This is a genomic window from Sphingopyxis granuli NBRC 100800 (assembly GCF_001591045.1).
GTDB classification, from domain to species: Bacteria; Pseudomonadota; Alphaproteobacteria; order Sphingomonadales; family Sphingomonadaceae; genus Sphingopyxis; species Sphingopyxis granuli.
Map to the genome: position 1 here is coordinate 1 of NZ_BCUA01000046.1, position 20,740 is coordinate 20,740.

Sequence of the window (20,740 nt, forward strand, 5' to 3'; positions counted from 1 at the left end):
TATGGTGATGTCGGCAATGGCATATTTGGCGGTGGATCGCAGGATGGCCTGATCGGGAATACCGAGCATTTCCATCTCGATCGGCGTGATGACGCGGCTCTCCACCTCCTCGGGGGTCATGCCCGGCGCCTTCAGGATGACTTTCACCTGCGTCTGGGCGATGTTCGGATAGGCATCGACCGGCAGCGTCACGAAGGCCCAGGCGCCAAGCCCTGCAACCGCGAGGGCGAGCGCGAGAACGAGCAGACGCCAGGACAGCGAGGCGGCGACTAGCGAACGCAACATGGCCCGGACCTATCGCGACAAGGCGAGCGCCTTGAGTGCGCTCGTGCCGGAAATGACCACCTGCTCGCCCGGCCTGACGCCTGAAAGCAGCACGGTTTGTCCCTCGACGGAACCGCCCCCAGATCCACCCAGCGTTACGTCGCGGATCGCATATCCGCCGCCAGTGGCGACGAAGACGATAGTCTTGTCCCCGATCATGGCGATCGCACCAGAAGGCACGCTGACGGCACCGGCCGGGGCTGGGCCGGACAGCGACATGCTGGTCGCGCGGCCGGCGATGATGCCCGGCCCGGCAGGAATCTCGGCCTTGAGAACGACCGAGCGGGTGGCAGGGTCTATCGTCGACCCCACGGCCGTGACCCGGCCGGCGATGTCGGGCTCGATCAATACGGTCATGCCCGGGCGGGCCGTGCCGACGAGCCGTTCGGGCAACTGGCCGACAACCTCATAGCGGTTGGCGGCGTCGATCACGTAAGGCGCGGTGGTTCCGTCCACCGGATTGCCCGTCTGGACGCTGGCGGTCGTGACGCGCCCCGCGATCGGCGCGGTCAGCGTATAAGTGCCGCTCGCGCCCACGCCATTGACCATTTTGAGGATGCGCGCCTTTTCGGCGACATCCGCGCCCGCTTCGGCCGCCAGCGCATTGGCTTCATCGGCGCGCGCGCCAGCGATGATGCCTTCGCGGGCAAGCTGCGAGAGCCGGGCCGCGTTCGACCGCGCCACGCCCGCCCGCGCATTGGCGCGGGTGAGGTCGGCCCCCATGGTCAACACATCGCGGCTGGAAATGATCGCAAGCGGCTGGCCCTGCCGGACCGTATCACCTTCGACCACCAGCGTCCGCATGACCACGCCGGGAAACGTTGCGGCCACCGCCACGCGCGCGTTGGCGGGCGGCTGGATCACCGCCGGAATGACGGCGATGGGCGCTTCAATCGCGGCGATGGCGGGCACAAGGCGGATACCGAGCTGCGCGGCCTGTTTGCGATCAACCGGCAATATGCCCGGCGCCGCTTTCCCGGCTTCAGCGGGTTGGAGGCTGGGCTCAGGGGCCGTGCCGGATCCGGCAAACCACCAGACACCAAGCACCAGCACAATGACGGCAACGCCGGCAAGGAGATAGTTCCGCTTCGACATGGGCTTCGCCTAGTGCGCGAAACTGACGAGACCCTGACGAGGCCAAAATGCGATCAGGCGCCGGGGAAGTGCAATGACAATTCCCGCGCGACAGGATCGGTGGTCAGCTCTCCACCGTGCGCCGCCATGATCCGGTCAACGATCGCCAGACCAAGCCCGGCGCCGTTGGTGCTGGCATGGTCCGCCCGGCTATGCCGCCGCACAAGTTCGCGAAGCCGATCGGTCGACAGGCCCTCTCCGCCGTCACCCACCGCGATCACCGGATCTGGGCCAACCCTTATGGTCACCGTGCTCCCGGTTGGCGTCACCCGGACAGCATTCTCGATGAGGTTCCGCAAGGCGGCGGCGATCGCTTCGCGCCGGCCCCGCGCCACGGGATGCCCGCTACCTGCATCGAGCGTGATGGCTTTCCCTTCCGCGATGATGCCTGGCGCCAGAAGGCTGACGACATCGCGGGCGATCTCGACAAGGGACACGGATTCCAGCGGGAATTGCGCGGCGGATGCGGCGTCAATTTGGGCCAGCAGCATGAGCTGGTCGATCAGGCGACGCATCGCGGCGACGTCATGCTTCAGGCGCGCGGAGTCGTCATGGTCGAGCCGGTCAAATTCGAGCGACAGCACCGCGAGCGGCGTGCGCAGTTCATGCGCGACATCGGCGGCAAAATCTTCCTGGCGCATGGCGGCCTCGTCAAGACGGCCGAGCAGATCGTTGACGGCGTCCGTGAACGGCAAGGCTTCGGCCGGCATATGAGAGGTATCTATCCGAAAGCCGCGTTCATGCCCGCGCGCCGCCTCGATCGCGGTTGCGGCTTCCTCAAGCGAGCCGAAAGCCTGCCGGATCACCCGCCGCACGACGAACGCGACGGGCACCATCAGCACGATCACGGGCAGCGCGACATGCTTCAGCATCTCGCGCGCGGCATGTATCAGCGCGTCCTGCGCCGTCAGATCGTCGAATGTCAGGCTGTAGAAAAAGACCACCGCCGCGAGCAGCAGCAGGGCGCCGACAAGGCCGACGAGCGCAAGCCCCCGGGCAAGCTTACGCGACACGGAGCGCCGATAGGTCATGCCGCGACGTCCTTCAGCATATAGCCGACGCCGCGAATGGTGTGGAGCGCGCCAGTGGCGCCGGCCTCGTCCAGCTTCCGGCGCAAGCGGGATACCGCCGCTTCCACGGCATTGGGCGTCACCGGCTCATTGAAATTGTAGAGCGCGTCCTCGATCATCTCACGACGGACGACGGTCCCCGCGCGCCGCAGCAGCAGTTCCAGCAGGTCCGCTTCCCTGCGCGACAGATCGATAGCGCATTCCCCGCAGCGCGCCGTTCGCGCCGCCGTGTCAAACTGGAGGTTGCCGGCTTCCAAAACAGGCTGCCCGCGCGGGCCGGGGCGGCGGAGGAGCGCGCGAATACGCGCGGCCAATTCGTCGATCTCCACCGGCTTGACGACATAATCGTCGGCGCCGGCGTCAAGCCCTGTGACCCGGTCCTCGAGCGCCCCACGTGCGGTCTGGATGATCGCGGGCGGCATTTGCCGGTACTGGCGGCGGTTCGCCAGCCAGGCGACACCATCGCCGTCCGGCAGGCCGAGATCGAGCACGATCGCGTCATAGACCGCGCCGCCCAGCGCGCTGTCCGCGTCAGACAGGCACGCGGCGATGTCGCAGGAAAAGCCCCGGCGCTCGAGCCCCGAGACCGTGAGATCCGCAAGGCGAGCATTATCTTCGATCACAAGGACGCGCATCTACGCCCGTACTCCCACCATGCCTGAATCCTTTCAATCGGGGCCGTCATCCCTCATATCGCTGTGGCGCATTTGTGCCATGAGCATCGCCTGTCTCCTTGGGCTCCGCCATAGGAGAGATTGCTGACGGCGCGCTGACGAATGCGGGGAAGCGATCACAACCGGGTCAGACAGTCGCTCCGAACAGGCTGCCCACCCCTGCCGTCAACGCCATTGCCAGGGCGCCCCAGAAGGTGACGCGGATGATCGACCGCATGACCGGTGCACCGCCGGCTTTCGCGCCGAGCGCGCCAAGCAGGACGAGGCACAGAAGCGAAACCGCGACCACGAGCGGTATCAACTGCTGCGCTGAAGCGGCAGTAACCACCGCCAGCGGCATGATCGCGCCGGCGCTGAACGTCGCGGCGGATGTAAACGCGGCCTGCAGGGGCCGCGCCGTCGATATGTCGGAAATCCCCAGCTCGTCGCGCGCATGCGTCCCAAGCGCATCGCTCGCCATGAGTTGATCGGCAACCGTGAGCGCAAGTTCGGGCTCCAGACCACGCGACGTATAGATGTCCGCCAGTTCCTGCCGCTCGAATCCAGGCTGCGTGGCAAGTTCGGCCTTTTCGCGGGCCAGGTCGGCCTGTTCGGTATCGGCCTGCGAACTGACCGAGACATATTCGCCGGCAGCCATCGACATGGCGCCGGCGACAAGCGCGGCGATGCCGGCAACGAGAATGCCCGATTGGTCCGTCCCTGAAGCGGCGACACCGACAATCAGGCTTCCTGTGGAAACGATACCGTCATTGGCGCCAAGAACCGCCGCCCGGAGCCAGCCAATGCGCGACACGGCATGACGTTCGGAGTGGATGTGCAAGCGGCTCATAGGATCTCCAGCCAGGGGACGGCGCAAGACCATGACCGCATTTGCTGACCAAATCCTGACGCGCTGCGAACTCCAGCGCTAATTGAAATGGAAAGGCAGCGCGAAATCGAGTTCTTCCGCATCGAGACTTTCGGGCGGGCGCGGAAAGGGCGCTGCAAGACGAACCGTGCGAAGGGCGAGCCGGTCAAGCTGCGCGTTGCCACTGGACCGGTCGAGCGAGAGTCCGCGCAAATCGCCGCGAGGACCGATGGAAAAGGAAATCAGCGCCTCGCCCTCAAGGTGGAGGCCCGCCGGACGTCTGGCGGCAATCCATGCCCACAGCCGCCGGATATAGGTCTCGCGCGCGGTGCTGACCGTTGAAGACGCGGCCGGCGACAAAGCGGGGGCTGGAAGCGGCATTGCGACATTCAGCCTTGCAGGCAGAGGCGAAGCTGCGACCGGTAGCGCCAAGACAGGCTGATCGGAGACAGGCCGATCGGGCGGTGTCCGCGGCCCTTGCCGCTCGCGCGACGCTGGAGTTGTATTCGGGGGCGTCACCTGATTTGCCGGTCTGGGGGCGGCTTTCGGTCGGCGGACAGACGGCTGTTCGGTTTCGAGCGAAGGCAGCGCCATGATCGTGACCGTGACGGGCTCCTCCCGCCTTTCGGGGATAAGGCGCAGACTTTGGCTCCACAGGCCATAGGCCGCGAGAACACCTGCATGCAGGGCAAGCGACACGAGGAACCCGAAAGCCCTCGTATCGCTTGCCGGGGCCAGCCGGAACTTTGCGCTGGCGGCCATGCCTCAGAACTTCGCGGTCAGGCCGATGTTGAAGGAGCGGCCACGGCCCGGCACTGGCCGCAAGTCGCCGGTCGCCTTGTAATCGCCGAGCGACATGCCGCCCAGCGGCAGATCATAGCCCTTGTCGAACAGGTTCTGAACGTCCAGGCCCAGCCGATACTTGCCCCAGGCATAGCCCGTGCGAAGGTTGACGAGCGCATAGCCGTTCGTCCGGGATTCGTTGCGCGTGGCGTCGACCCGGTTCTTGTCCGCCACGACCGCCAGTTCGACCGTACTTTCCCAGCCGCCAAGCCGGTGCTCCAGCGCAAACGTCGCGTTGAACGGCATCTGATGGTAGAGTGACCCGCCGTCGTCCAGATTGCGCCCGCGCAGCCAGCTTGCCGTTCCTATCAATTTCGCGGTTCCGGCCGAGGACGACTGCCACAGCGCAAGCGATCCCGAGACATCGACGCCATAAAGCTCAGCGTCGCGGTTGGCGAAGCGAAGCTGCACAAATCCCGTCGGCATGCCCATCATATTGGTGAAATCAGCCAGCTTCACGACGTCGATATAATTGTGGACGCGCGTATAAAAGGGGGCGATCCTGAGCGACCAGCCATCGGCGGCGGCGCCTTTCAAACTGACCGCGGCGCTCACGGTATCGGCTCGTTCGGGCTTCAGGCCGGGATCACCGACATAGCCATTGCCATCACCGAACCAGCCGATCATCCGGCTCGACATCGAACCGCGGCCCCAGCTGTAGCGTTCATAGACGGTGGGCGAACGGCTCTTGCGCGCATAGCCCAGTTCCAGGGTCGCCTGCTCGCTCAGCGCATAACGGACAAGAGCCGTGGCGCTCCAGTTGCTGTCATGCCGCTTGCGATCCGCCGCGTTGAACGCGGTGGCCGCCATCGCGTCGGCCATGTTCATCATCGAGGTGGAATAGGGCTGGACCTCGCCGGTGTTCATCCAGACCTGATCGTTGCGCACGCCGATCAGCGTGGTGATTTGCGGCGTCCACTTCGCCTCCCACTCGGCGAAGGTGCCGAGCCGGTCGCGCTTCGCGCCGTTGATATTGATATAGGTGTTCGGCCCCATCATCATGTTGCCCGCGACTGCCGGCCAATAGTCGTTGAGCCATTGGTGGTGGAACTCGCTGCCGAGACGCAGCGTGTCGCGACTGGACAGCACTATGTCGCCCTTGAGCGTATAGCCGGCGCTGTGCGTCTCGGTGTTCATGGGCATGCCGCCGTTTGCGCTGCCGCCCTTGTCCGCGAGGAAATTCATCCGATGGTCGGTGTCGCGATAGAAGGCGCGCAGGTCCAGATCGCCCCAGTCGAAAGCGCCCTTCCAGTGGCCGTTCAGATACCAGGACTTATTGGAAGTCATGTCCATATACTGGTTCGCAAAGCCCTCATAGGGCGCGTACTGATAGCCGCCCTTCAGCTCGAACAGGCCGATATCGGTTTGCGCGGCGAGACTCAGCGCATGGTCCGTTTTCTTATATTCGGTCGAACGGACGATGCCGTCATGGTCGCCGCCTTTGTAATTGTCGGACTGGGTGAAGGAACCGGCATAGCTGAGGCTGAGCCGGTCGCTTGCCGCCGTGACCGAAAGCGCGCCACCGAAACCGTCACCATTGCTGCGATAGAAGGCAGAGAGCTCTCCCGTCAGTAATGTTTCGCCAGCTTTGGCGAACCGCGGTGTCTGCGTTTCGACGGAAATCGCCCCGCCGATGCTATCACCGCCCATGCTGACCGGCGTCACCCCGGTGATGACGCTGATCGCATCAATCGTCTGCGGACCGGTATAGGATAGCGGCGCATTCATCTCGTTGGCGCAGGCGATGTCGATCGGCACGCCATCGACAAGAACGGTCAACCGACGGATTTCGAGGCCCCGGATTACCGGCAGCCCGGAAAACCCGCCAGCGCTGTAGCTGCTGACCCCAGGCAGGCGGCTGATCACCGCCGTCGTATCGCTCGTTCCTGATTGCAGCGGCGCGATCCGGTCACGTGACAGGGTCTCGGATGACACCGGGCCGGTAGGAAGATCATCGGAATCGATCTCGATCGAAGGAAGGACCTGCGTGTCCTGTGCAAAGACGTTCGCGGCCGACAGGCCATAGAGTATTGCAGCCGCGCTTGCGGCTTTGGAAATGACAGACATGGAAATATCCTGATCCGGGCGCGCGGCAGTCCGCACGCCGTTGAAAAATGAACAGCGAAGAGGATCAGGCGGCTGTTGGCGGTCCTATTGGCGGAGGACGCAGGAATGGCGAGGCAGAGGGCAGCACGAAAGATACGGCAAGAAAGCCCATCGCCAGGATGAAGGCGATGGCGAGCGCCAGCAGGACCGGATCGGCGGCGGCGAGCGCCGGCGACGACAGACCCGAGAAAGCGCAAGGCATTTCGGCCTGCTTGTGATCCGCAGGATCGTGATCGCCGGATTGACCGGGGATCTCCAGCATGGCCGTCTGCAGACCCTGGCCCGAGCAGAGCTGGACCAATATCGCACCGGACGAGACGGTCGGCATGAACCCGGCCGGCACCAGCACCTTCATCATGAGCGCAGCGCCGGCCAGCCAGACGGCCAGCCAGCGATGCCGGGCAAGGAAGGAACGAAGCGTGGTCACGGGAAGGGTTCTCTAGGAATCGGCTCTGCTGATGTCGAGATGACAAGTCGTATTTTTTGGATATATCGCCTTGGCTTAGCGCATCGCGAAGAGCTCCTGGTGGAAACGCTTCGCCACGGGGAAGCCCAGCGCTGCGAAGTCCCGGCGCAACATTTCACCAAAGCCGATGGGGCCGCAAAACCAGATGCTGGCCTCCCTCCATTCGGGCACGGTAGCGCGTATCCGTTCGCCATCGAGGCGGCCATCGCGCGTATCGATCAGAACATGCAGGCGAATATGGGCTGCCGCCTCATCCGCTTTCAGCTTGTCCAGCGCCTCCTCGTCAACTTCGGCCGTGGAGTAGAACAGATCGATTTCCGGGCGCGCTCCACCGGCGCTCTGGGCCAGATACTGCATTCGGGCAATGAACGGCGTGATGCCGATACCGCCGCCGATCCAGATCTGACGGGCGCAATCGTCATCGAATGAGAAGCATCCATAAGGACCCTCGATCCTGACCTCCTGGCCGACATGCAGTTTTTCGGGCAGGCGGCGCGTATGATCCCCCAGTCCCTTGGCAATGAAGGTGATCCGCCGCTCCTGCTCGCTCCAGGCGGACGCGATGGTATAGGGGTGCGGTCCTTCGGCCGGGTCCGACACGGCAAAGGCGAACTGGCCGGGTCGGTGGCCCGGCCACCCCTGCTCCACGTCGAGCGTGGTCTCGAGCGCCCGCACGCCCGGATAATAATGGATGGCGGTGATCCTGCCCGACACCTGCCGGTTCCGGCCTGCGCGGCGCAACAGAACGAGTATCGCCGCCCATGTACCGTAGGAAAGCAGCACCGCCAGCGTGAGGCCGAACGGAGACATCCAGTAACCGAACGTCGTCAGGACCACGGCGTGGAAGACCAGAACGAGATAGACCAGCGCCAGAAACCGATGCGTCCGGTAGAAGAAGCTGTAGGGAATACGCTGGATGAGCGCGACCGCGATCAGCGCAACCACGGCATAAAAGGCCCACTCGCCCAGGCCCTCCGCCGTGTGGCGGAGATTGGCGAACAGGGCTTCGACAGGATTGCTTGCGGGCGGTTGCGGGCCACGCGACGGTCGTTCGAGCCAGCCCCATCCCACGGCCCATTTCGGACCCTTCGCCCACAGCCAGTGAACGATTGCCGTGACCAGTGCCGCAATGCCGAGCCATTTGTGGATCCGATACATCTTGTCCAGCCCGCCCAGCCAATGCTCAGGCCAGCGCGGGCGGATGGCGAGGATCATCGCGACGCTCATGCAGATGATCGCCAGGACACCGCTATACTGCACCGCTGCGTTGCGGATCGCGAAAAAGCCGGATGACCGGAATACGGAAAGGTCCGCCAAAAGCCACAACAGGGTGACCATGGCGGCCAGGCCCCAGAATGTAAGTCGCAGGTTGCGCATTTTGATCCTTGCCCGGCCTTTGTGCCAATTGTTCACTTCACCCTGTAGCGATCGGGCCAGCTTTGGGATTGATTTCGGACAAGAAGCCAGGGGCGTCTTGCTCGGCGCATGCGAACATCGCCGCCAAATCTGACGGGAACCTGACGAGCATTACCCGATATTCGATATTGTCAGGCCTCTCAGCGTGACAACGCCGCATATTCAGGCCCAGGCTGGATGACGCTTTCCGACCTCATGCCTTCAGGGGGCGATCTTCCTCTTTGAGATCGGGATCAGCTCTCGAGTCCATCGCCAAAGATCAGCCAATGAGGCGAAGGTGTACCCTTGGCTCCTTCCTCGGCATAAGCGCGAAAATACACCACCGTGCAGAGCTTAGGCCGTCTGATCGATGAGGGAGCTGACGACTATGTCGATCAGGGGGACTCGTTGCGCCGGACATGATCCGCCGCCTTGCCGGCCATGCTCCAGACGGTGATGAACATGGCGGCGATGACGGGACCGATAATGAGCCCGTTGAAGCCGGCGACCGCGATACCGCCGAGCGTCGAAATCAGGATCAGCGGATCGGGCATTTTGGTTTCCCGGCCGACGAGGATCGGACGCAGCACATTGTCGACCGTGCTGATGATGAGGGCGCCGCAGGCAATCAGGATCAGCCCTTCCGTTATCGATCCGGTGAAAAGCAGGTACAGCGCAACCGGAACCCAGACTATTCCCGTCCCCACTGCGGGGATCAACGACATCGCGCCCATCAGCGTGCCCCACAAGGCCGCTCCGGGAATACCCAACAGAGCAAAAACCACGCCCCCGATCATGCCCTGGGCCACGGCGACGACAAGCGATCCCTTGATCATCGCCCTGATGACCTGGACGAAACGCTCGCTCAGGGCATCATAGAACTCGCGATCGAGCGGTACGGTCGTCGCGATCTTTTCGGCGAGGCTTCGCCCATCCCTGAGCAGAAAAAAGGTGAGGTAGAGCGTGACGCCGAAGGCAATGACCAGAGCGGCCGCCGATTGACCGAGGCTCAAGGCCGCGGACGACAGTGACGACAAGGCGCCGGTCAGAACCCGGGATATCGTCCCGGCCGCGTCAGACGCCCCGCCCAAGGCCGACTGCAACATCGGTTGGGCCCAGTCCGGTGCGGCCGCAAGAACCTTCTCAACGAAGCCGTTGGGGTTAAACCCGCTGGCGGAGACATTCTGATACGCATGAACTGCTTCGTTGAGGACGAGCGAGGCCAGCAGGATCGACGGAACGATCACCAGCGCGATGATGACGAGCAGCGTCAAGAGCGACGCCAGGCCATCCCGACCGCCAAAACGGGCCGACAGGCGCTCCTTCATGCCGATGAACATGATCGCGAAGATAACGCCCCACAGGACAGCGCCCGCATAAGGGCTGATCACCCACAGAAACGCCGCCGACACGGCAACGACGACCAATCCGAAAACAAAGCTGTGAAGTCGCATGATATTTGCCCTCGGACGGTAAAGACACGTCGAACAGTACACGACCGACGTGCACCGCTGATCAAGGAATAATGTGCGACGTCCCGACATCCTCGCAGGGAATGAAAACGTGACGACAGCCAGGCAGTCGGGACATCACGGCGAGCCTGACCACCAGCCCGCCGCAGCGCAATGACACATTGTCTTGCCGCTGCAACATGACCGTCCTAGCTTATTGACCGGAGCAATCAGAAACAGGGGATCTTACGATAGGAGGTCGCCTTGTTCCACGCGAGTCCCATGATCGCCGCAGCCCCTTGGGCTCCCGAATCGCTCGTCGTCGATGCGGTGCGTTGTTGGCGTGAGGCGATTGACCGCCAGCGGCCGGTCCTCCCGACCTTGTTTGCCCGACTCGAAACCCATCATGCCGGATTTCTCGCCCCCGCCATTGCCGCCTTGCTCGCCGTTCATGAGGCCTGGTTGGGTCAGCGTTTTCGTGCCGGTGAGCCGGCCAGAGCCGATCTCACTGAAGACGAAAGGCGCCTGTTCACGCTGCTCGAGACAAATGCCCTGCCCGCAAGAGAAAAAGCCGCCAATCCCGGCCTTGCGGGGCCACTGCATGTTGCGCTGCGTTCGACACGGATCCTGATACGGCGCGTGCTTGGCAGGGACATCGGCCACTTTAGTCCATCGGCTTGTCACGCGCCCATCTTCCTTGCGTCTCCCGAACGCGCCAAAGGCAATGCCCGCACCTCATGCGGAGGGGCAGCGGATCAGGCTTTCGCCTGAGCAGGCCCTGGGTCGGCCACAACTCGTCATTTCAGACTCGGACTGTCACCTTGAGGTAGGTCGCGGGGATTTCCGTTGAGTCTGCGCCGCCGCGATTTTCGCTGGCGAAAAGCTTTTCCAGTTCCGCCTGCAGATCGTCGCGCCGGCCATCCTTATCGGCCGCGTCGAACGCGTTCATGGTCGGGCCGTAATAATCGCGAAACACGGACAGGAACGCCGATGACGGCCCTGCATAGCGGAACGTGTAAGTCGCACGCTCGCAGGCGATGTTTTCCCGACCGATGCCCGCCGCGCCGAAGCGCTCGTTGACCTGATCTTCCAGCCCCCAGCTGATCGGGCTGACGAAGCCTTCCGGCGGTGGCGGGGTGTAGGCGGCGCAGATCTGCAGGATACGGGCGACGAGCGTCGGGTCCCCGGGTATCCAGTTGCCCATGACGATGCGTCCGCCCGAGCGGGTCACGCGCACCATCTCGCGCGCAGTGTCGAACGGCCTGGGGGCGAACATCGCGCCAAACATGCTGACCACCAGATCGAAACGCCCGTCGGAGAGATCATCGAGCGACGAAGCGTCGCCCTGCTGGAAATGAAGATTGTCCAGTCCCGCTTCACGGGCGCGACGAATGCCTGCCGCAACCAGGTTCGAGGCGATGTCGACGCCAAGAACCCTGGCGCCTCGCCGCGCGGATGGCAGGGCGGTTGTCCCGTCGCCGCAACCAAGATCGAGGACGTCCATCCCGGGGCCAACATCCAATGTGGCGATGAGCGCGTCTCCGCTGTCCCGCATGGTTGCGGCGAGGCGGGTGAAATCACCCTTCTCCCACAATGCCCTGTTCGGATTGATGATCGTATCTGTCATGGTCAGAACCTCTCATTTTCGAAGGCGGCGGTTCAGTTCGTGGCCAGCAGGCACTCGCTGGCGATAGCCTCGACGTGCCGGTGATCGGTCCCGCAACAGCCGCCAAGGACCTGTATCTGGGGGTGGCGAGCACGCAACGCCCGATAGCGCAGCGCGAGGTCGCGGGGGTCGCCGGCATCCAGCGCGGTCATCGCGTCGAGTTCGGCATGGCTGCAGCGCGATGCATTCGCCCGGATGCCCCGGATGCGCGCCACCCAATCCGCGTCCTCATCCAACGTCGTCGCGAAATGCTCCGGATGTGCGCAGTTGATCATGTAATAGGCGGGATAGTCCTCGGTCGCCGCGTCAACCACCTCAATGGCGGCGCCGAGCGGATCGCCTGTCGGCAGGCGCCCATCGGTTTCGACCGTGAAGGACAGGACGAACGGCCGGGCAGTAGCCGCCGCTGCGCGGGTGATGCCGATCGCCTCGTTCACATTGTTCATCGTGAACGCCGACAGCATGTCCGGCCGGGCGGAAGACAGGATCGCGGCCTGATGGCTATGATAGTCCTCTGCCTCGATGCGGCTCATGATCCGGCCCGGATCATAACCGTCTCCCCGAGGCCCCATGCATCCGCTCACCAATATGGGGAAGCCATGGGGTTCAAACGCGTCACGCAATTCATGCAGCAGATCGACCGAGGCGACATTCAGGGCATCGAGTTCCGCTGGCGTCAGGCCCAATGGCACTGCCCAGTCGGGGCTTGCACGCCAGCTCACGCTCTCCAGCACGAAGCCCGCGCCATGCCGCGCCGCCAGTTCCAGATAAGGCCGGTAATAGTCCTTCAACGCCTGCCGGCCGCTTTCGGTCCGCAGAAGCGAGATCGACGCGAAAAACGGCAGGTCGATGCCGTGATTATAGATGAGATCCGTTTCGAGGCCCGCATCGGTGAGGAACAGCCGGTCGAATGGCGGAAGCGGTGAAAGGGTATGAGGGCGCATGATCCACTCCATTATCCTGTTATGCGCCCAATTTTACGCGCGGCAATCCGGCCAATCTACCGGGCACAGGGTCAGCTATGGTCGAATGGCGGTAAGGCCCGGTATATGCTAACAAAGTGCATCCGCGACATCACCCGAGTGACTGCCATGTGCCCTGCCGCGCCCCGGCAAACTCTACCTTCGGTACAGTTGTCGACCCGCAAACGGTCGCAAACGCACGAGCGGCTGCTCGACTTTGCCTATGACGCGATCATCCAGAAGGGCTTCGCCGCGACGTCGATCGAGGAACTGGTCGAGGCGGCCGGGATTACCAAGAGCGGATTCTTTTATCATTTCAAGGACAAGAATGATCTCGCGCGTCAGTTGCTCGAACGCTATCTGGCGGAGAGCGAGATCGTGCTGGACCAGCTCGAGGTTCGGGCGAGGGAACTTCATGACGATCCCCTGCACGCCTTCCTGATCTTCCTGAAACTATATTCGGAAATGGTCCGCGACATGATCGCGCAGCATCCGGGCTGCATCGTCTCCACGCTGACCTACCAGGACCGGCTGTTCGACGAGACCGTGGTGCGCCTCAATCGGGAGGGAATGCTGGCATGGCGCGCACGGTTCCTGCGCTGGCTGGAAGAGATCGTCCCGGTGCATCCGCCGCGCGTCGCAGTAGACATCTCCGACCTCGCCGACCAGATGACCGTCATCGCCGATGGCAGCATCATCATGCAGCGGGCCTTGGCCGACCCTTCGATTTTGGAGCGGCAGGCAATGCTTCATCGGTCGATGGTACGGCGCCTGTTTCTTGACAACTGATCTGAGCGGGTAATGGATAGCCTCCAGTCAGGTTCTCTCTTTTGTTCGGGAATGGCGAAGTCACCCAGGTGCACGTCCACAAGCAACCCGAAGGGAGACCCGATCTAGAGATTCTCGAGATGAAGGATCTGGGCGACAACGTGTTCTATGGAGGCTGGCCAGGCGCTGCGTATGCGACAGGATCAAGGCTTGCAGGTCACGATCCGAACGGATTGAATAGCGGCACTCCAAAGGCCGTGAAATCAGTTGTGTTGCGCGTGACGACAGTGAGGTTGTGGATCTGCGCGGTCGCTGCGATCAGCGCGTCCTCATAAAGATGGTCTGGTTGGCGATGCATGAGCTTCGCCCAGAGCCTGAAGATCGCCACGTCGGCAGACAAGATGTTCCATACCGACGCCAGTTCATCAGCCCAGGCTTCGATCTGCGCCGCCCGAAGTGGATCCTGCGTCCGCGTAATCTCGATGCCGGCCTGAATCTCTCCCAAGGTGACCGCCGAAAGGTAAAGGTCGGCATCCTCCTGGGCTTCCAGCCAGGCAAGCACGGCGCCGTGGGGACGAGCACGACGAAGCTCCGAGACGATGTTGGTGTCGAGAAGGAACATCTACAATGCTTTGGCAACGCGGCGCTTACGGGCACCCCGGGCAGGAATCGCAAGGTCGCCGCGTTCACGATCCGAAAGGAGCAATTGCTTAAGCGTGGGGCGCGAGCGTTGTTGAATTCGATGCCATTCGGCCGCAGGCACGAGCACCGCCGTTTCGACACCTCGCTTGGTGACCATTTGCGGGCCCTGTGCGGCACAAGCCGCCAGCAATTCGCTGAAGCGTGCTTTGGCATCCTGTACAGGCCACGACTTCATCTCAATTCTCCTAACAGACTAGTTATATGACTAGTCTTTGGTCATATTCAAGACCGCCCCGCGGGTTATATTTCAGGAAACGGGCTCACCATCGGCAGCATAGACCCGGCTCCGGTGATATTCGTGGTCGCCCGCCTCGTCGACAAGATAGCCGGACACCTCTTCGGCATAGTCCGCCTCAAGCACGCCTGCAGCACCTGGGATTAGGCGAACGCCAAAACCGTTGGCAAAGAGAAGGCGATCAGCCTCCTTCATCGCTTCATTCTGACCATGGGCGGTAACGCCCAGTTTTGACGCGGACGGTGGCATAGACGTGAACGAAATGGGTTGGAGCGGACATGCTGATCTCCCTTGTGGGATGCAAATGATCATGTGGCGACAGGCTCAGTGTTGTTGCTCCCTAAAGGTCTGACAGACCCTCATGGGTTGGGCAGTCGATAAATTCGCGCCCGATTTCGGGCCACAAGTCCGCAGCGGCCTCGCACACAGGCTCGATCTGGAGCCGCGCCAGCGCGTCAGGTCCCGCGAAAGGAGCAGCCGCCCCGGCTCCAGCAAGAGGATGAAAGCCTGAACCGGAAATGACGATGACGGTCGCCTCCTCGCTACCGGGGCAACGCGTTGACCGTTCGCGCGTTGAATCACGCGAAGGAGACTGCCCATGCCCGCCACGTCAAAGGCCCAGCAGAAAGCCGCCGGCGCCGCGCTCGCTGCAAAGCGCGGCGAACAGCCGAAATCCAAGCTCAAGGGGGCGTCCAAGCAGATGGAGGAATCCATGACGGAGAATCAGCTCGAGGAGTTTGCGAGCACCAAGCGCAAGGGACTGCCGGCCAAGAAAGGCTGAGCGCCTTCGCGCAATCATGGATTATCCCGTTACGCCGGACGGACGCTATTTCGTTGTGCGCGGACGGCTGTGGCGAATGTCGAACCCGTCGCTCCACCCCGATACGCGCCACCGGCTGGTCAAGGAGCTGATGACGGCGCGGCGAGCTGTAGGCGTCGCCAAGCGTGGGTGACGCTGAGGCCGAGGCTGATGCCCATGCGTCAGTCGATGAAGCAAAGCGCGCGCTAGGTGAACGCGGGCCGGTCTGGTGGAGTGACGGCGCCCCGGATTTCAATCGACATATGGCGCGGACCGCGCCTTACGCTGAATGGTTCGACAACCTTCCCAACGCCTCTTGATAGAGCGCTGATCAATTCCAAATCTTGTTAGGCCGACCCCGTCGGCCCTGGATCAATGCAGCGACCTGAAACGAAAGGAGGCCCATCATGTCGCAGCCTGTTTCCCGATTTCTTCACCCTTTTGATATCGCCAAGCATCCCAGCCTCGAGCCGGAGGTGAAGCGCGCCATCCTCGCATCCTGGGCGTCCGACCGCGTGGCGGTCGAGAACCAGCCATCGCTGAGGAAGCCGCCCGGCTTCGACAAACCCGTCCGCCTCGATGATGTGCTCGCGGCCATGCGCACACTTGACCAAAAGGGGCGCTCGGGCGGCCAGGCCACGCAGTGAGCCAAGGCATCAGGCAGCTGGCGCGAGCGCGACGGCCGGACCATCCAGATCCGTCTGCCCTTTGCCGACATCATGGAATTCGCGCTGGCGCTGCTGTCGCTATCACCGGCCGAGCTGGAGGCGCTGGGCTGGACCTTCGCCGATCGCAAGCGCCTGCTCGATCACTTCGTGCGATCGGGGAAAGCGGTTCAGGGAAAGCCGTTGGACGAGATTGACGAGGCGACCGTCACCTTGCGCCTACCGCAGCGTGACGTGATGCGATTGCAGATTTTCGCGCGGCGAGAATTGCCGAAGGCGGCGAGCAACGCGGCCATGATCAACCGGGTGCTCGCCGCGCTCGATGGAGCTATCGACGCGAAGTGACGCACAGTTGCGGCGCTACGCCGCGATCGGATAAGCGCCGCAGCAAAGCGCATGCGGGCCGGACGGCCAGCAGCACAGCATCGGCGCCGGGTCGGCGGGGAGACGCGGCCCATTGGGCAGACGGGAAGAATGGCGAACGCAGCGGAAAGCCAGGCCCTCGCGTGCACAATAATTCTCGGCCGACTCGCGATCGGGAAACCGCAGCTCGATCGTTTCCAGCGGATCACCGCCGCCTGTCCAGCCCGTCAGCGGATCGATCGTGGGTGCCCAGCGCGCCTTGAAGCGGACCCGCCATCCGCGATTCCGGCGGCCACCCTGGTTGGCGGCCACCGGGAGCGGTTCGACAATCGCCTCGGCGTCTGCGGGAAATGCGCTCCCCCAAGACGAAAGGCGCTGATAGTCATTGGCGAGCGGCCCAGGACGCAGGTCCCGGGCCATGTCGTCAAGCCGCCTTGCCATTGACCGGAATCCGGCGAACATTCTCGTTCGCCGCCTCCGACCTGGGTAGCGTGACGGTCAGCACGCCGTTCTTGAAGGTCGCCGCCGCCTTGTCGCGGTCGATGCCCTGCGGCAGGCCGATGCGACGTTCGAAGCGACCATAGCTCCGCTCCGAATAGCCGCGCTCCTTGTCCTCGACCTGCGCGCGCTTCTCGCCGCGCAGCGTCAGGACGCCGTCCTCGACGGTGATATCGACGTCCTTCTCGTCGAGACCGGGAAGTTCGGCGGTAACGCGGATCTCCGTGTCGGTCTCGCCAAGCTCGACATGCGGCCAGGCAAGGTCACGGCCGACACCGCCGAAGCCGGGTATGCCGAAGCCGCGGAAGACATCGTCGAACAGGCGGTTCACCTCGCGGTGCAGCGACAGCAGCGGGTGATGGTCGGGCTCCTGGTCGCGCTTGGCGCTGACCGGAACGGGAAGCCGGTTTTCCTGCCGGCTCCAGGGTATGAGATCACGAATGGCCATGATGGTCATCTCCTTTCTGGCTGGAATGGATCGTGGCCTGCCGGCCCGCCAAAAAGGCGGGACCGGCAAACCGTGGGTCAAGGATCAGGCCGCTTCGCGGGCCTTGTCCTTGGGCGCCTCGATGCGGTCGTTGGCAGTCGTGCTGCCGGCGATCGCGATCTTGCGGGGCTTCATGGCCTCGGGGACGACGCGCCTGAGCGCGATCGAGAGCAGACCGTTCTCGAAGCGGGCATCGCCGGCCTCGATGAAGTCCGCAAGCTGGAAGCGCCGCTCGAATGCACGCGCCGCGATGCCGCGGTGCAGATATTCCCCCTGGCCGTCGTCCTCGGCACGCGTGCCGGTGACGGTGAGCAGGTTCTGCTGGGCGACGACCTCGATATCTTCGGGTCGGAAGCCCGCGACCGCGAGCGTGATGCGGTAGCTGTCCTCGCCATCCTTCAGGATGTCGAAGGGCGGATAGCCGTCATCCTCGCGAGCCCCTGCCTCGAGCAGGTTGAACAGGCGATCGAAACCGACCGTCGAACGCCGATAGGGTGTGAAGTCAAATGCGGTTCTCATTTCCAAATCCTCCTAATGAAGCGATCTGGGCATGAACTGCGCCGGAACAGAAAGAGCCGGCGCCCTCTATGTCCAGCCGGACCCGAACAGCGGCGCCCGGTATGATTTAGCTAGTAAGGCCAATTCGGGTTTCAAGAGGTTTTTTTGCTGGTCGAGGCGGACCTGTGATCGCAGTCTCAGCTTTGGTCTCGAAACACCGCGATGCGGGTCGCGTCTCCTGGCGCAATGGCGGAGCCGATCCCTCGGCTCCGCCGCCTATGCCTCAGCCGAACCGGCTATCGGGCAGGTCGACGCACTCGGCCGCCATCTGGTCCTTGACCGCGAGCTTCAGCTTCTTGAGCCGCGCGATCAGCACTTCATCGGGTCGAACCTGGCGCTCTTCGCGCTGAATCTCGGCGTCGAGACGGGCATGCTCGCGCCGAAGATAGTTCAGGTGATTGTTGGACATCGCCATCTCCATGCCAAAGTTGAGGATGTTCGCGCCCAGGCGGGCGCACCTGATAGAATAGGAACGCTCCCGGTGGGATTTCAACAGCTTCGCACACATCAATCGGCACGAGCTGCACCACGATCAGTTCGAGCGCGCCGTCAGCCAGACCCCTTCGCCCGCAAGAAGCAAATCGCCATTGACGTCGACGATGCCCGCGGCGGGACCGTTTACCAGCCGCATCACCTGATTGTGCACAGTGAGCCGCGCGCCCGTGCAGGCGCTACCGTCGCTGCTGCTCGCGTTGGAGATCAGCGACAGGCCTTCGCGTTCGCGCCGGATTACAGCGCTCACCACGCCGCATCCGGTGTCGATCCGAACCTCGTTGCCGGCGATCGTGATGCGGGAAGTGGGATCGCTGACGCGATTCTGGATCGGCTCGCCATTGAGCGAAATCGCCGTGCCGGCATAGCGCGTCGGCAACGGCCGGGCCGCTTGTGACGGTTGACCTGCGCAAACGGTTCCCAGGTGGCGCGCGAGGAGGATAATCGCTGGATCGCTTTCGAGATCGAGGCCGGCGTTGCGGCAATCGGTGATGGCGGCGTGGATTGCGTGCAGCGTCGTGCCGATCATGACCAGCGCGCTGGGATCGAGCGCTTGGCTGTAGCGGAAAGCGAGATCATAGCTCATGGGATCCTCCGGGCCTCGAGCGGCTCTCCCGCTCGCACCCCCGGTCCCCCTCCCCCTCGCCTTCAGTCCGCTGGCGTTTCGCTGAAGATGTCGGCCGCCCACTGCTCGACCCACCGGGCAGTCATTTCGTCATGGTCGAGGTCGCCGGTTTCGATGAGGTCGCGTATCTCGCGGCGCGCCTGTGCGATCGCCCGCTCCCAGGGGTCTGCCGGTTCGGGCTGCGGCGGCATCTCTGGTTGCATCGGCAACCGCCGCGAGGGCCGGTCAAGGCGAGCGTGCTGTCTGCATAACCACAGCGCCATATGGTCCGCCACCATGCGGTCGGTCTTGGGCTGACCACAACGTCGCGCGGCGTTGCGCGCACTGACACCATAGGCCTGACTGTCGATCGAGGCGACGCGATGGGCGAAGGCGGTGAGATAGGGGATGGCGTCGCCCTTGACGCCGAAGAGATGCAGACGGGTCCGCCTTGGCAGGATCTGGTCGAGACGATCGACGACGGCGATCAGTCCATCCGCGCCATGGACGGGACGCCGGCACATACTGCCGACACCAACGAGCCCGGTACGCTCAATCATGTGCGCGAGCGCCTCGGCGCAACGCTCATAATCACCGGGATGACGTCCCTGAATGACCGGCATGAAGGTAGCATCGATCCCGGCATCTTCGGCACGCAGCCGGCATTCGATGTTGGCGCGGATGGTGCGGGACATGCGGTCGAGCACCTCGTCGCGATCGCCGGCCACTTCCTGCTCGACGCAATAGTCGAGGCTGGCCCACCAGCGGAACGGGAAGGCCGCGGCCAGGCGGACATAGTCATCGACCGTCCAGGGATAGCTCCCATAGGTCACCATTGCGCTGAACCCTGCGCTGTCGAGACTGAGGCTGTGTAGACTTCGCGCGTTCGCCAGTGGCCGCGTGGTCCAGCCAGCCCATTCGCGCCAGCCCCTTCTCCTGGACCATCGCGAAAGGGCGTTCGCGGAAACCAGGACGGGCTGCTGAAGCTCCCGGGCGCGGCGCAAGAGCGCTCCAACGGCAAGATGCGGCAGACCCACCATGACATCGATTGAATGCGGCTTGATCGAACATTTGTTCATGATACGTTCCATTCAAGGGAGATTCTCAATGACCGACCAGGCCGTCCGCTATTTTGAACCGTTCGATCTCGATGTGACGCTGCGCGATGCCGCGCTCGACGATCAGAACCGCCCGACCCGCCGCATGCTCGCCAACGCGGCGATCGGCATGCATGTCGAGGATGCCTATTATTCGGTGCGCGAACTGCGCGAGGCGGTGTCCTGGATCCATGAGGGGGAGACGGGGGGCAAACGCAAGCTCGCCTCGATCCTCAGCAATCCGGCAGGGGACGACTTCCAGCGCTGCATCTATTTCTGCCTGGCCGGACGCGGCGTCGTCGAGATGATCGACGATCTGATGTGGCTGGAAGAACTGCTCGAAGCGCGCGGCCGCGTCGCTGGCGACATCCACCGCCGGAAGATCAGGGCACGTCCGCTGGTCTCGCCTTATGTGGCCGACGAACCGGATGGCCCGGTCGTCGCCTCAACCGAGAACTTCAGGCAAGGCCGTTCCTGGTGGGCTGATCCCGGCCTCACCGCCTGACGGGGCTTCCCCGGTCTTCGCGGCAAGCC

At 63.4% G+C, this 20,740-nt stretch carries 28 protein-coding genes; 7 read left to right on the forward strand and 21 right to left on the reverse strand.

The features are described from left to right. The 10 genes from SGR02S_RS11755 to SGR02S_RS11800 all read right to left on the reverse strand — a co-directional run. Positions 1 to 285 (reverse strand): efflux RND transporter permease subunit (locus SGR02S_RS11755; protein ID WP_156483061.1); only part of this gene is annotated, 285 nt, incomplete at its 3' end. Between the two features lie 9 nt (positions 286 to 294). Then, a complete protein-coding gene (locus SGR02S_RS11760) occupies positions 295 to 1,419 on the reverse strand; it encodes an efflux RND transporter periplasmic adaptor subunit (RefSeq protein ID WP_020819431.1) in 1,125 nt (374 codons plus the stop codon). 53 nt (positions 1,420 to 1,472) lie between these two features. Then, complete coding sequence (locus SGR02S_RS11765; RefSeq protein ID WP_067109769.1) at positions 1,473 to 2,489, reverse strand: sensor histidine kinase; 1,017 nt, start codon at positions 2,487 to 2,489, stop codon at positions 1,473 to 1,475. Continuing rightward, positions 2,486 to 3,163, reverse strand: a complete 678-nt coding sequence (locus SGR02S_RS11770) for a winged helix-turn-helix domain-containing protein (RefSeq protein WP_067109773.1) — start codon at positions 3,161 to 3,163, stop codon at positions 2,486 to 2,488. Before SGR02S_RS11770 ends, SGR02S_RS11765 begins: the two co-directional genes overlap by 4 nt. A gap of 166 nt (positions 3,164 to 3,329) precedes the next feature. Then, positions 3,330 to 4,031: a VIT1/CCC1 transporter family protein gene (locus tag SGR02S_RS11775; RefSeq protein WP_067109776.1), complete on the reverse strand. Its 702-nt coding sequence runs from the start codon at positions 4,029 to 4,031 to the stop codon at positions 3,330 to 3,332. Positions 4,032 to 4,109: 78 nt separating this feature from the next. Next, positions 4,110 to 4,811, reverse strand: a complete 702-nt coding sequence (locus SGR02S_RS20580; protein ID WP_237365942.1) for a TonB family protein — start codon at positions 4,809 to 4,811, stop codon at positions 4,110 to 4,112. Between the two features lie 3 nt (positions 4,812 to 4,814). Next, positions 4,815 to 6,959, reverse strand: coding sequence for a TonB-dependent receptor (locus SGR02S_RS11785; RefSeq protein ID WP_067109782.1), 2,145 nt, complete (start codon positions 6,957 to 6,959; stop codon positions 4,815 to 4,817). Between the two features lie 64 nt (positions 6,960 to 7,023). Further along, positions 7,024 to 7,425: a hypothetical protein gene (locus SGR02S_RS11790; protein ID WP_174521655.1), complete on the reverse strand. Its 402-nt coding sequence runs from the start codon at positions 7,423 to 7,425 to the stop codon at positions 7,024 to 7,026. 75 nt (positions 7,426 to 7,500) lie between these two features. Further along, on the reverse strand, positions 7,501 to 8,841 hold the full coding sequence (locus tag SGR02S_RS11795; RefSeq protein WP_067109786.1) for a ferredoxin reductase family protein: 1,341 nt from the start codon (positions 8,839 to 8,841) through the stop codon (positions 7,501 to 7,503). Between the two features lie 413 nt (positions 8,842 to 9,254). After that, positions 9,255 to 10,313 carry an AI-2E family transporter gene (locus SGR02S_RS11800; RefSeq protein WP_067109789.1) on the reverse strand — a complete coding sequence of 353 codons (1,059 nt, stop codon included), beginning with the start codon at positions 10,311 to 10,313 and terminating at the stop codon, positions 9,255 to 9,257. Positions 10,314 to 10,592: 279 nt separating this feature from the next. Between SGR02S_RS11800 and SGR02S_RS20070 the strand changes: the two genes are divergently transcribed. Beyond that, positions 10,593 to 11,081: a hypothetical protein gene (locus SGR02S_RS20070; RefSeq protein WP_156483062.1), complete on the forward strand. Its 489-nt coding sequence runs from the start codon at positions 10,593 to 10,595 to the stop codon at positions 11,079 to 11,081. 31 nt (positions 11,082 to 11,112) lie between these two features. Here SGR02S_RS20070 and SGR02S_RS11810 read toward each other — a convergent pair whose 3' ends face one another. Beyond that, positions 11,113 to 11,937, reverse strand: a complete 825-nt coding sequence (locus tag SGR02S_RS11810) for a class I SAM-dependent methyltransferase (protein WP_067109796.1) — start codon at positions 11,935 to 11,937, stop codon at positions 11,113 to 11,115. Between the two features lie 32 nt (positions 11,938 to 11,969). Next, on the reverse strand, positions 11,970 to 12,932 hold the full coding sequence (locus SGR02S_RS11815; RefSeq protein WP_217632807.1) for a homocysteine S-methyltransferase family protein: 963 nt from the start codon (positions 12,930 to 12,932) through the stop codon (positions 11,970 to 11,972). Between the two features lie 9 nt (positions 12,933 to 12,941). Between SGR02S_RS11815 and SGR02S_RS11820 the strand changes: the two genes are divergently transcribed. Beyond that, a complete protein-coding gene (locus SGR02S_RS11820; protein WP_218000133.1) occupies positions 12,942 to 13,727 on the forward strand; it encodes a TetR/AcrR family transcriptional regulator in 786 nt (261 codons plus the stop codon). A 196-nt stretch (positions 13,728 to 13,923) separates the two neighbouring features. On the opposite strand, the gene SGR02S_RS11825 is transcribed toward SGR02S_RS11820, so the two are convergent. The 3 genes from SGR02S_RS11825 to SGR02S_RS11830 all read right to left on the reverse strand — a co-directional run bounded on the left by SGR02S_RS11825 (position 13,924) and on the right by SGR02S_RS11830 (position 14,892). Further along, positions 13,924 to 14,328 (reverse strand): type II toxin-antitoxin system VapC family toxin, encoded by a 405-nt coding sequence (locus SGR02S_RS11825; protein ID WP_067109802.1) that lies wholly within the window; start codon positions 14,326 to 14,328, stop codon positions 13,924 to 13,926. Next, a complete protein-coding gene (locus SGR02S_RS19625; RefSeq protein WP_082797110.1) occupies positions 14,329 to 14,583 on the reverse strand; it encodes a type II toxin-antitoxin system Phd/YefM family antitoxin in 255 nt (84 codons plus the stop codon). It lies immediately after the preceding gene. Between the two features lie 72 nt (positions 14,584 to 14,655). Then, positions 14,656 to 14,892: a hypothetical protein gene (locus SGR02S_RS11830; RefSeq protein WP_255211460.1), complete on the reverse strand. Its 237-nt coding sequence runs from the start codon at positions 14,890 to 14,892 to the stop codon at positions 14,656 to 14,658. Positions 14,893 to 15,241: 349 nt separating this feature from the next. On the opposite strand from SGR02S_RS11830, the gene SGR02S_RS11835 reads away from it, so the two are divergent. The 4 genes from SGR02S_RS11835 (at position 15,242) to SGR02S_RS11845 (ending at position 16,452) form a co-directional block, all read left to right on the forward strand. After that, a complete protein-coding gene (locus SGR02S_RS11835) occupies positions 15,242 to 15,424 on the forward strand; it encodes a DUF3008 family protein (protein WP_067109805.1) in 183 nt (60 codons plus the stop codon). 16 nt (positions 15,425 to 15,440) lie between these two features. Next, on the forward strand, positions 15,441 to 15,596 hold the full coding sequence (locus tag SGR02S_RS20720; RefSeq protein ID WP_311768329.1) for a hypothetical protein: 156 nt from the start codon (positions 15,441 to 15,443) through the stop codon (positions 15,594 to 15,596). A 253-nt stretch (positions 15,597 to 15,849) separates the two neighbouring features. After that, positions 15,850 to 16,089: a hypothetical protein gene (locus SGR02S_RS11840; protein ID WP_067109808.1), complete on the forward strand. Its 240-nt coding sequence runs from the start codon at positions 15,850 to 15,852 to the stop codon at positions 16,087 to 16,089. Between the two features lie 72 nt (positions 16,090 to 16,161). Then, positions 16,162 to 16,452, forward strand: a complete 291-nt coding sequence (locus SGR02S_RS11845; protein WP_242003410.1) for a hypothetical protein — start codon at positions 16,162 to 16,164, stop codon at positions 16,450 to 16,452. A 15-nt stretch (positions 16,453 to 16,467) separates the two neighbouring features. Here SGR02S_RS11845 and SGR02S_RS11850 read toward each other — a convergent pair whose 3' ends face one another. The 6 genes from SGR02S_RS11850 to SGR02S_RS11875 all read right to left on the reverse strand — a co-directional run bounded on the left by SGR02S_RS11850 (position 16,468) and on the right by SGR02S_RS11875 (position 20,200). Beyond that, positions 16,468 to 16,890, reverse strand: coding sequence for an NADH dehydrogenase ubiquinone Fe-S protein 4 (locus SGR02S_RS11850; protein ID WP_255211461.1), 423 nt, complete (start codon positions 16,888 to 16,890; stop codon positions 16,468 to 16,470). Between the two features lie 4 nt (positions 16,891 to 16,894). Beyond that, positions 16,895 to 17,416: an Hsp20/alpha crystallin family protein gene (locus SGR02S_RS11855; protein ID WP_067109818.1), complete on the reverse strand. Its 522-nt coding sequence runs from the start codon at positions 17,414 to 17,416 to the stop codon at positions 16,895 to 16,897. 84 nt (positions 17,417 to 17,500) lie between these two features. Then, positions 17,501 to 17,974: an Hsp20 family protein gene (locus SGR02S_RS11860; protein WP_067109820.1), complete on the reverse strand. Its 474-nt coding sequence runs from the start codon at positions 17,972 to 17,974 to the stop codon at positions 17,501 to 17,503. Between the two features lie 262 nt (positions 17,975 to 18,236). Beyond that, positions 18,237 to 18,422, reverse strand: coding sequence for a YdcH family protein (locus SGR02S_RS11865; protein ID WP_067109875.1), 186 nt, complete (start codon positions 18,420 to 18,422; stop codon positions 18,237 to 18,239). A 123-nt stretch (positions 18,423 to 18,545) separates the two neighbouring features. Then, positions 18,546 to 19,091 (reverse strand): hypothetical protein, encoded by a 546-nt coding sequence (locus SGR02S_RS20585; RefSeq protein ID WP_067109824.1) that lies wholly within the window; start codon positions 19,089 to 19,091, stop codon positions 18,546 to 18,548. 62 nt (positions 19,092 to 19,153) lie between these two features. Beyond that, positions 19,154 to 20,200, reverse strand: coding sequence for a deazapurine DNA modification protein DpdA family protein (locus SGR02S_RS11875; RefSeq protein WP_255211462.1), 1,047 nt, complete (start codon positions 20,198 to 20,200; stop codon positions 19,154 to 19,156). A 16-nt stretch (positions 20,201 to 20,216) separates the two neighbouring features. On the opposite strand from SGR02S_RS11875, the gene SGR02S_RS11880 reads away from it, so the two are divergent. Further along, entirely contained in the window at positions 20,217 to 20,711 is a 495-nt protein-coding gene (locus SGR02S_RS11880) for a hypothetical protein (RefSeq protein WP_067109831.1), read from the forward strand. The last annotated feature ends 29 nt before the right edge of the window (positions 20,712 to 20,740 follow it).

What these genes read in the sequence shown, in the direction of transcription:
- SGR02S_RS11760 (WP_020819431.1), bottom strand. Translation starts at nt 1,419, where the DNA reads ATGTCGAAGCGGAACTATCTCCTTGCCGGCGTTGCCGTCATTGTGCTG.
- SGR02S_RS11765 (WP_067109769.1), bottom strand. Translation starts at nt 2,489, where the DNA reads ATGACCTATCGGCGCTCCGTGTCGCGTAAGCTTGCCCGGGGGCTTGCG.
- SGR02S_RS11770 (WP_067109773.1), bottom strand. Translation starts at nt 3,163, where the DNA reads ATGCGCGTCCTTGTGATCGAAGATAATGCTCGCCTTGCGGATCTCACG.
- SGR02S_RS11775 (WP_067109776.1), bottom strand. Translation starts at nt 4,031, where the DNA reads ATGAGCCGCTTGCACATCCACTCCGAACGTCATGCCGTGTCGCGCATT.
- SGR02S_RS20580 (WP_237365942.1), bottom strand. Translation starts at nt 4,811, where the DNA reads ATGGCCGCCAGCGCAAAGTTCCGGCTGGCCCCGGCAAGCGATACGAGG.
- SGR02S_RS11785 (WP_067109782.1), bottom strand. Translation starts at nt 6,959, where the DNA reads ATGTCTGTCATTTCCAAAGCCGCAAGCGCGGCTGCAATACTCTATGGC.
- SGR02S_RS11795 (WP_067109786.1), bottom strand. Translation starts at nt 8,841, where the DNA reads ATGCGCAACCTGCGACTTACATTCTGGGGCCTGGCCGCCATGGTCACC.
- SGR02S_RS11800 (WP_067109789.1), bottom strand. Translation starts at nt 10,313, where the DNA reads ATGCGACTTCACAGCTTTGTTTTCGGATTGGTCGTCGTTGCCGTGTCG.
- SGR02S_RS20070 (WP_156483062.1), top strand. Translation starts at nt 10,593, where the DNA reads ATGATCGCCGCAGCCCCTTGGGCTCCCGAATCGCTCGTCGTCGATGCG.
- SGR02S_RS11810 (WP_067109796.1), bottom strand. Translation starts at nt 11,937, where the DNA reads ATGACAGATACGATCATCAATCCGAACAGGGCATTGTGGGAGAAGGGT.
- SGR02S_RS11815 (WP_217632807.1), bottom strand. Translation starts at nt 12,932, where the DNA reads ATGGAGTGGATCATGCGCCCTCATACCCTTTCACCGCTTCCGCCATTC.
- SGR02S_RS11820 (WP_218000133.1), top strand. Translation starts at nt 12,942, where the DNA reads ATGCGCCCAATTTTACGCGCGGCAATCCGGCCAATCTACCGGGCACAG.
- SGR02S_RS11825 (WP_067109802.1), bottom strand. Translation starts at nt 14,328, where the DNA reads ATGTTCCTTCTCGACACCAACATCGTCTCGGAGCTTCGTCGTGCTCGT.
- SGR02S_RS19625 (WP_082797110.1), bottom strand. Translation starts at nt 14,583, where the DNA reads ATGAAGTCGTGGCCTGTACAGGATGCCAAAGCACGCTTCAGCGAATTG.
- SGR02S_RS11830 (WP_255211460.1), bottom strand. Translation starts at nt 14,892, where the DNA reads ATGCCACCGTCCGCGTCAAAACTGGGCGTTACCGCCCATGGTCAGAAT.
- SGR02S_RS11835 (WP_067109805.1), top strand. Translation starts at nt 15,242, where the DNA reads ATGCCCGCCACGTCAAAGGCCCAGCAGAAAGCCGCCGGCGCCGCGCTC.
- SGR02S_RS20720 (WP_311768329.1), top strand. Translation starts at nt 15,441, where the DNA reads ATGGATTATCCCGTTACGCCGGACGGACGCTATTTCGTTGTGCGCGGA.
- SGR02S_RS11840 (WP_067109808.1), top strand. Translation starts at nt 15,850, where the DNA reads ATGTCGCAGCCTGTTTCCCGATTTCTTCACCCTTTTGATATCGCCAAG.
- SGR02S_RS11845 (WP_242003410.1), top strand. Translation starts at nt 16,162, where the DNA reads ATGGAATTCGCGCTGGCGCTGCTGTCGCTATCACCGGCCGAGCTGGAG.
- SGR02S_RS11850 (WP_255211461.1), bottom strand. Translation starts at nt 16,890, where the DNA reads ATGGCCCGGGACCTGCGTCCTGGGCCGCTCGCCAATGACTATCAGCGC.
- SGR02S_RS11855 (WP_067109818.1), bottom strand. Translation starts at nt 17,416, where the DNA reads ATGGCCATTCGTGATCTCATACCCTGGAGCCGGCAGGAAAACCGGCTT.
- SGR02S_RS11860 (WP_067109820.1), bottom strand. Translation starts at nt 17,974, where the DNA reads ATGAGAACCGCATTTGACTTCACACCCTATCGGCGTTCGACGGTCGGT.
- SGR02S_RS11865 (WP_067109875.1), bottom strand. Translation starts at nt 18,422, where the DNA reads ATGTCCAACAATCACCTGAACTATCTTCGGCGCGAGCATGCCCGTCTC.
- SGR02S_RS20585 (WP_067109824.1), bottom strand. Translation starts at nt 19,091, where the DNA reads ATGAGCTATGATCTCGCTTTCCGCTACAGCCAAGCGCTCGATCCCAGC.
- SGR02S_RS11875 (WP_255211462.1), bottom strand. Translation starts at nt 20,200, where the DNA reads ATGGAACGTATCATGAACAAATGTTCGATCAAGCCGCATTCAATCGAT.
- SGR02S_RS11880 (WP_067109831.1), top strand. Translation starts at nt 20,217, where the DNA reads ATGACCGACCAGGCCGTCCGCTATTTTGAACCGTTCGATCTCGATGTG.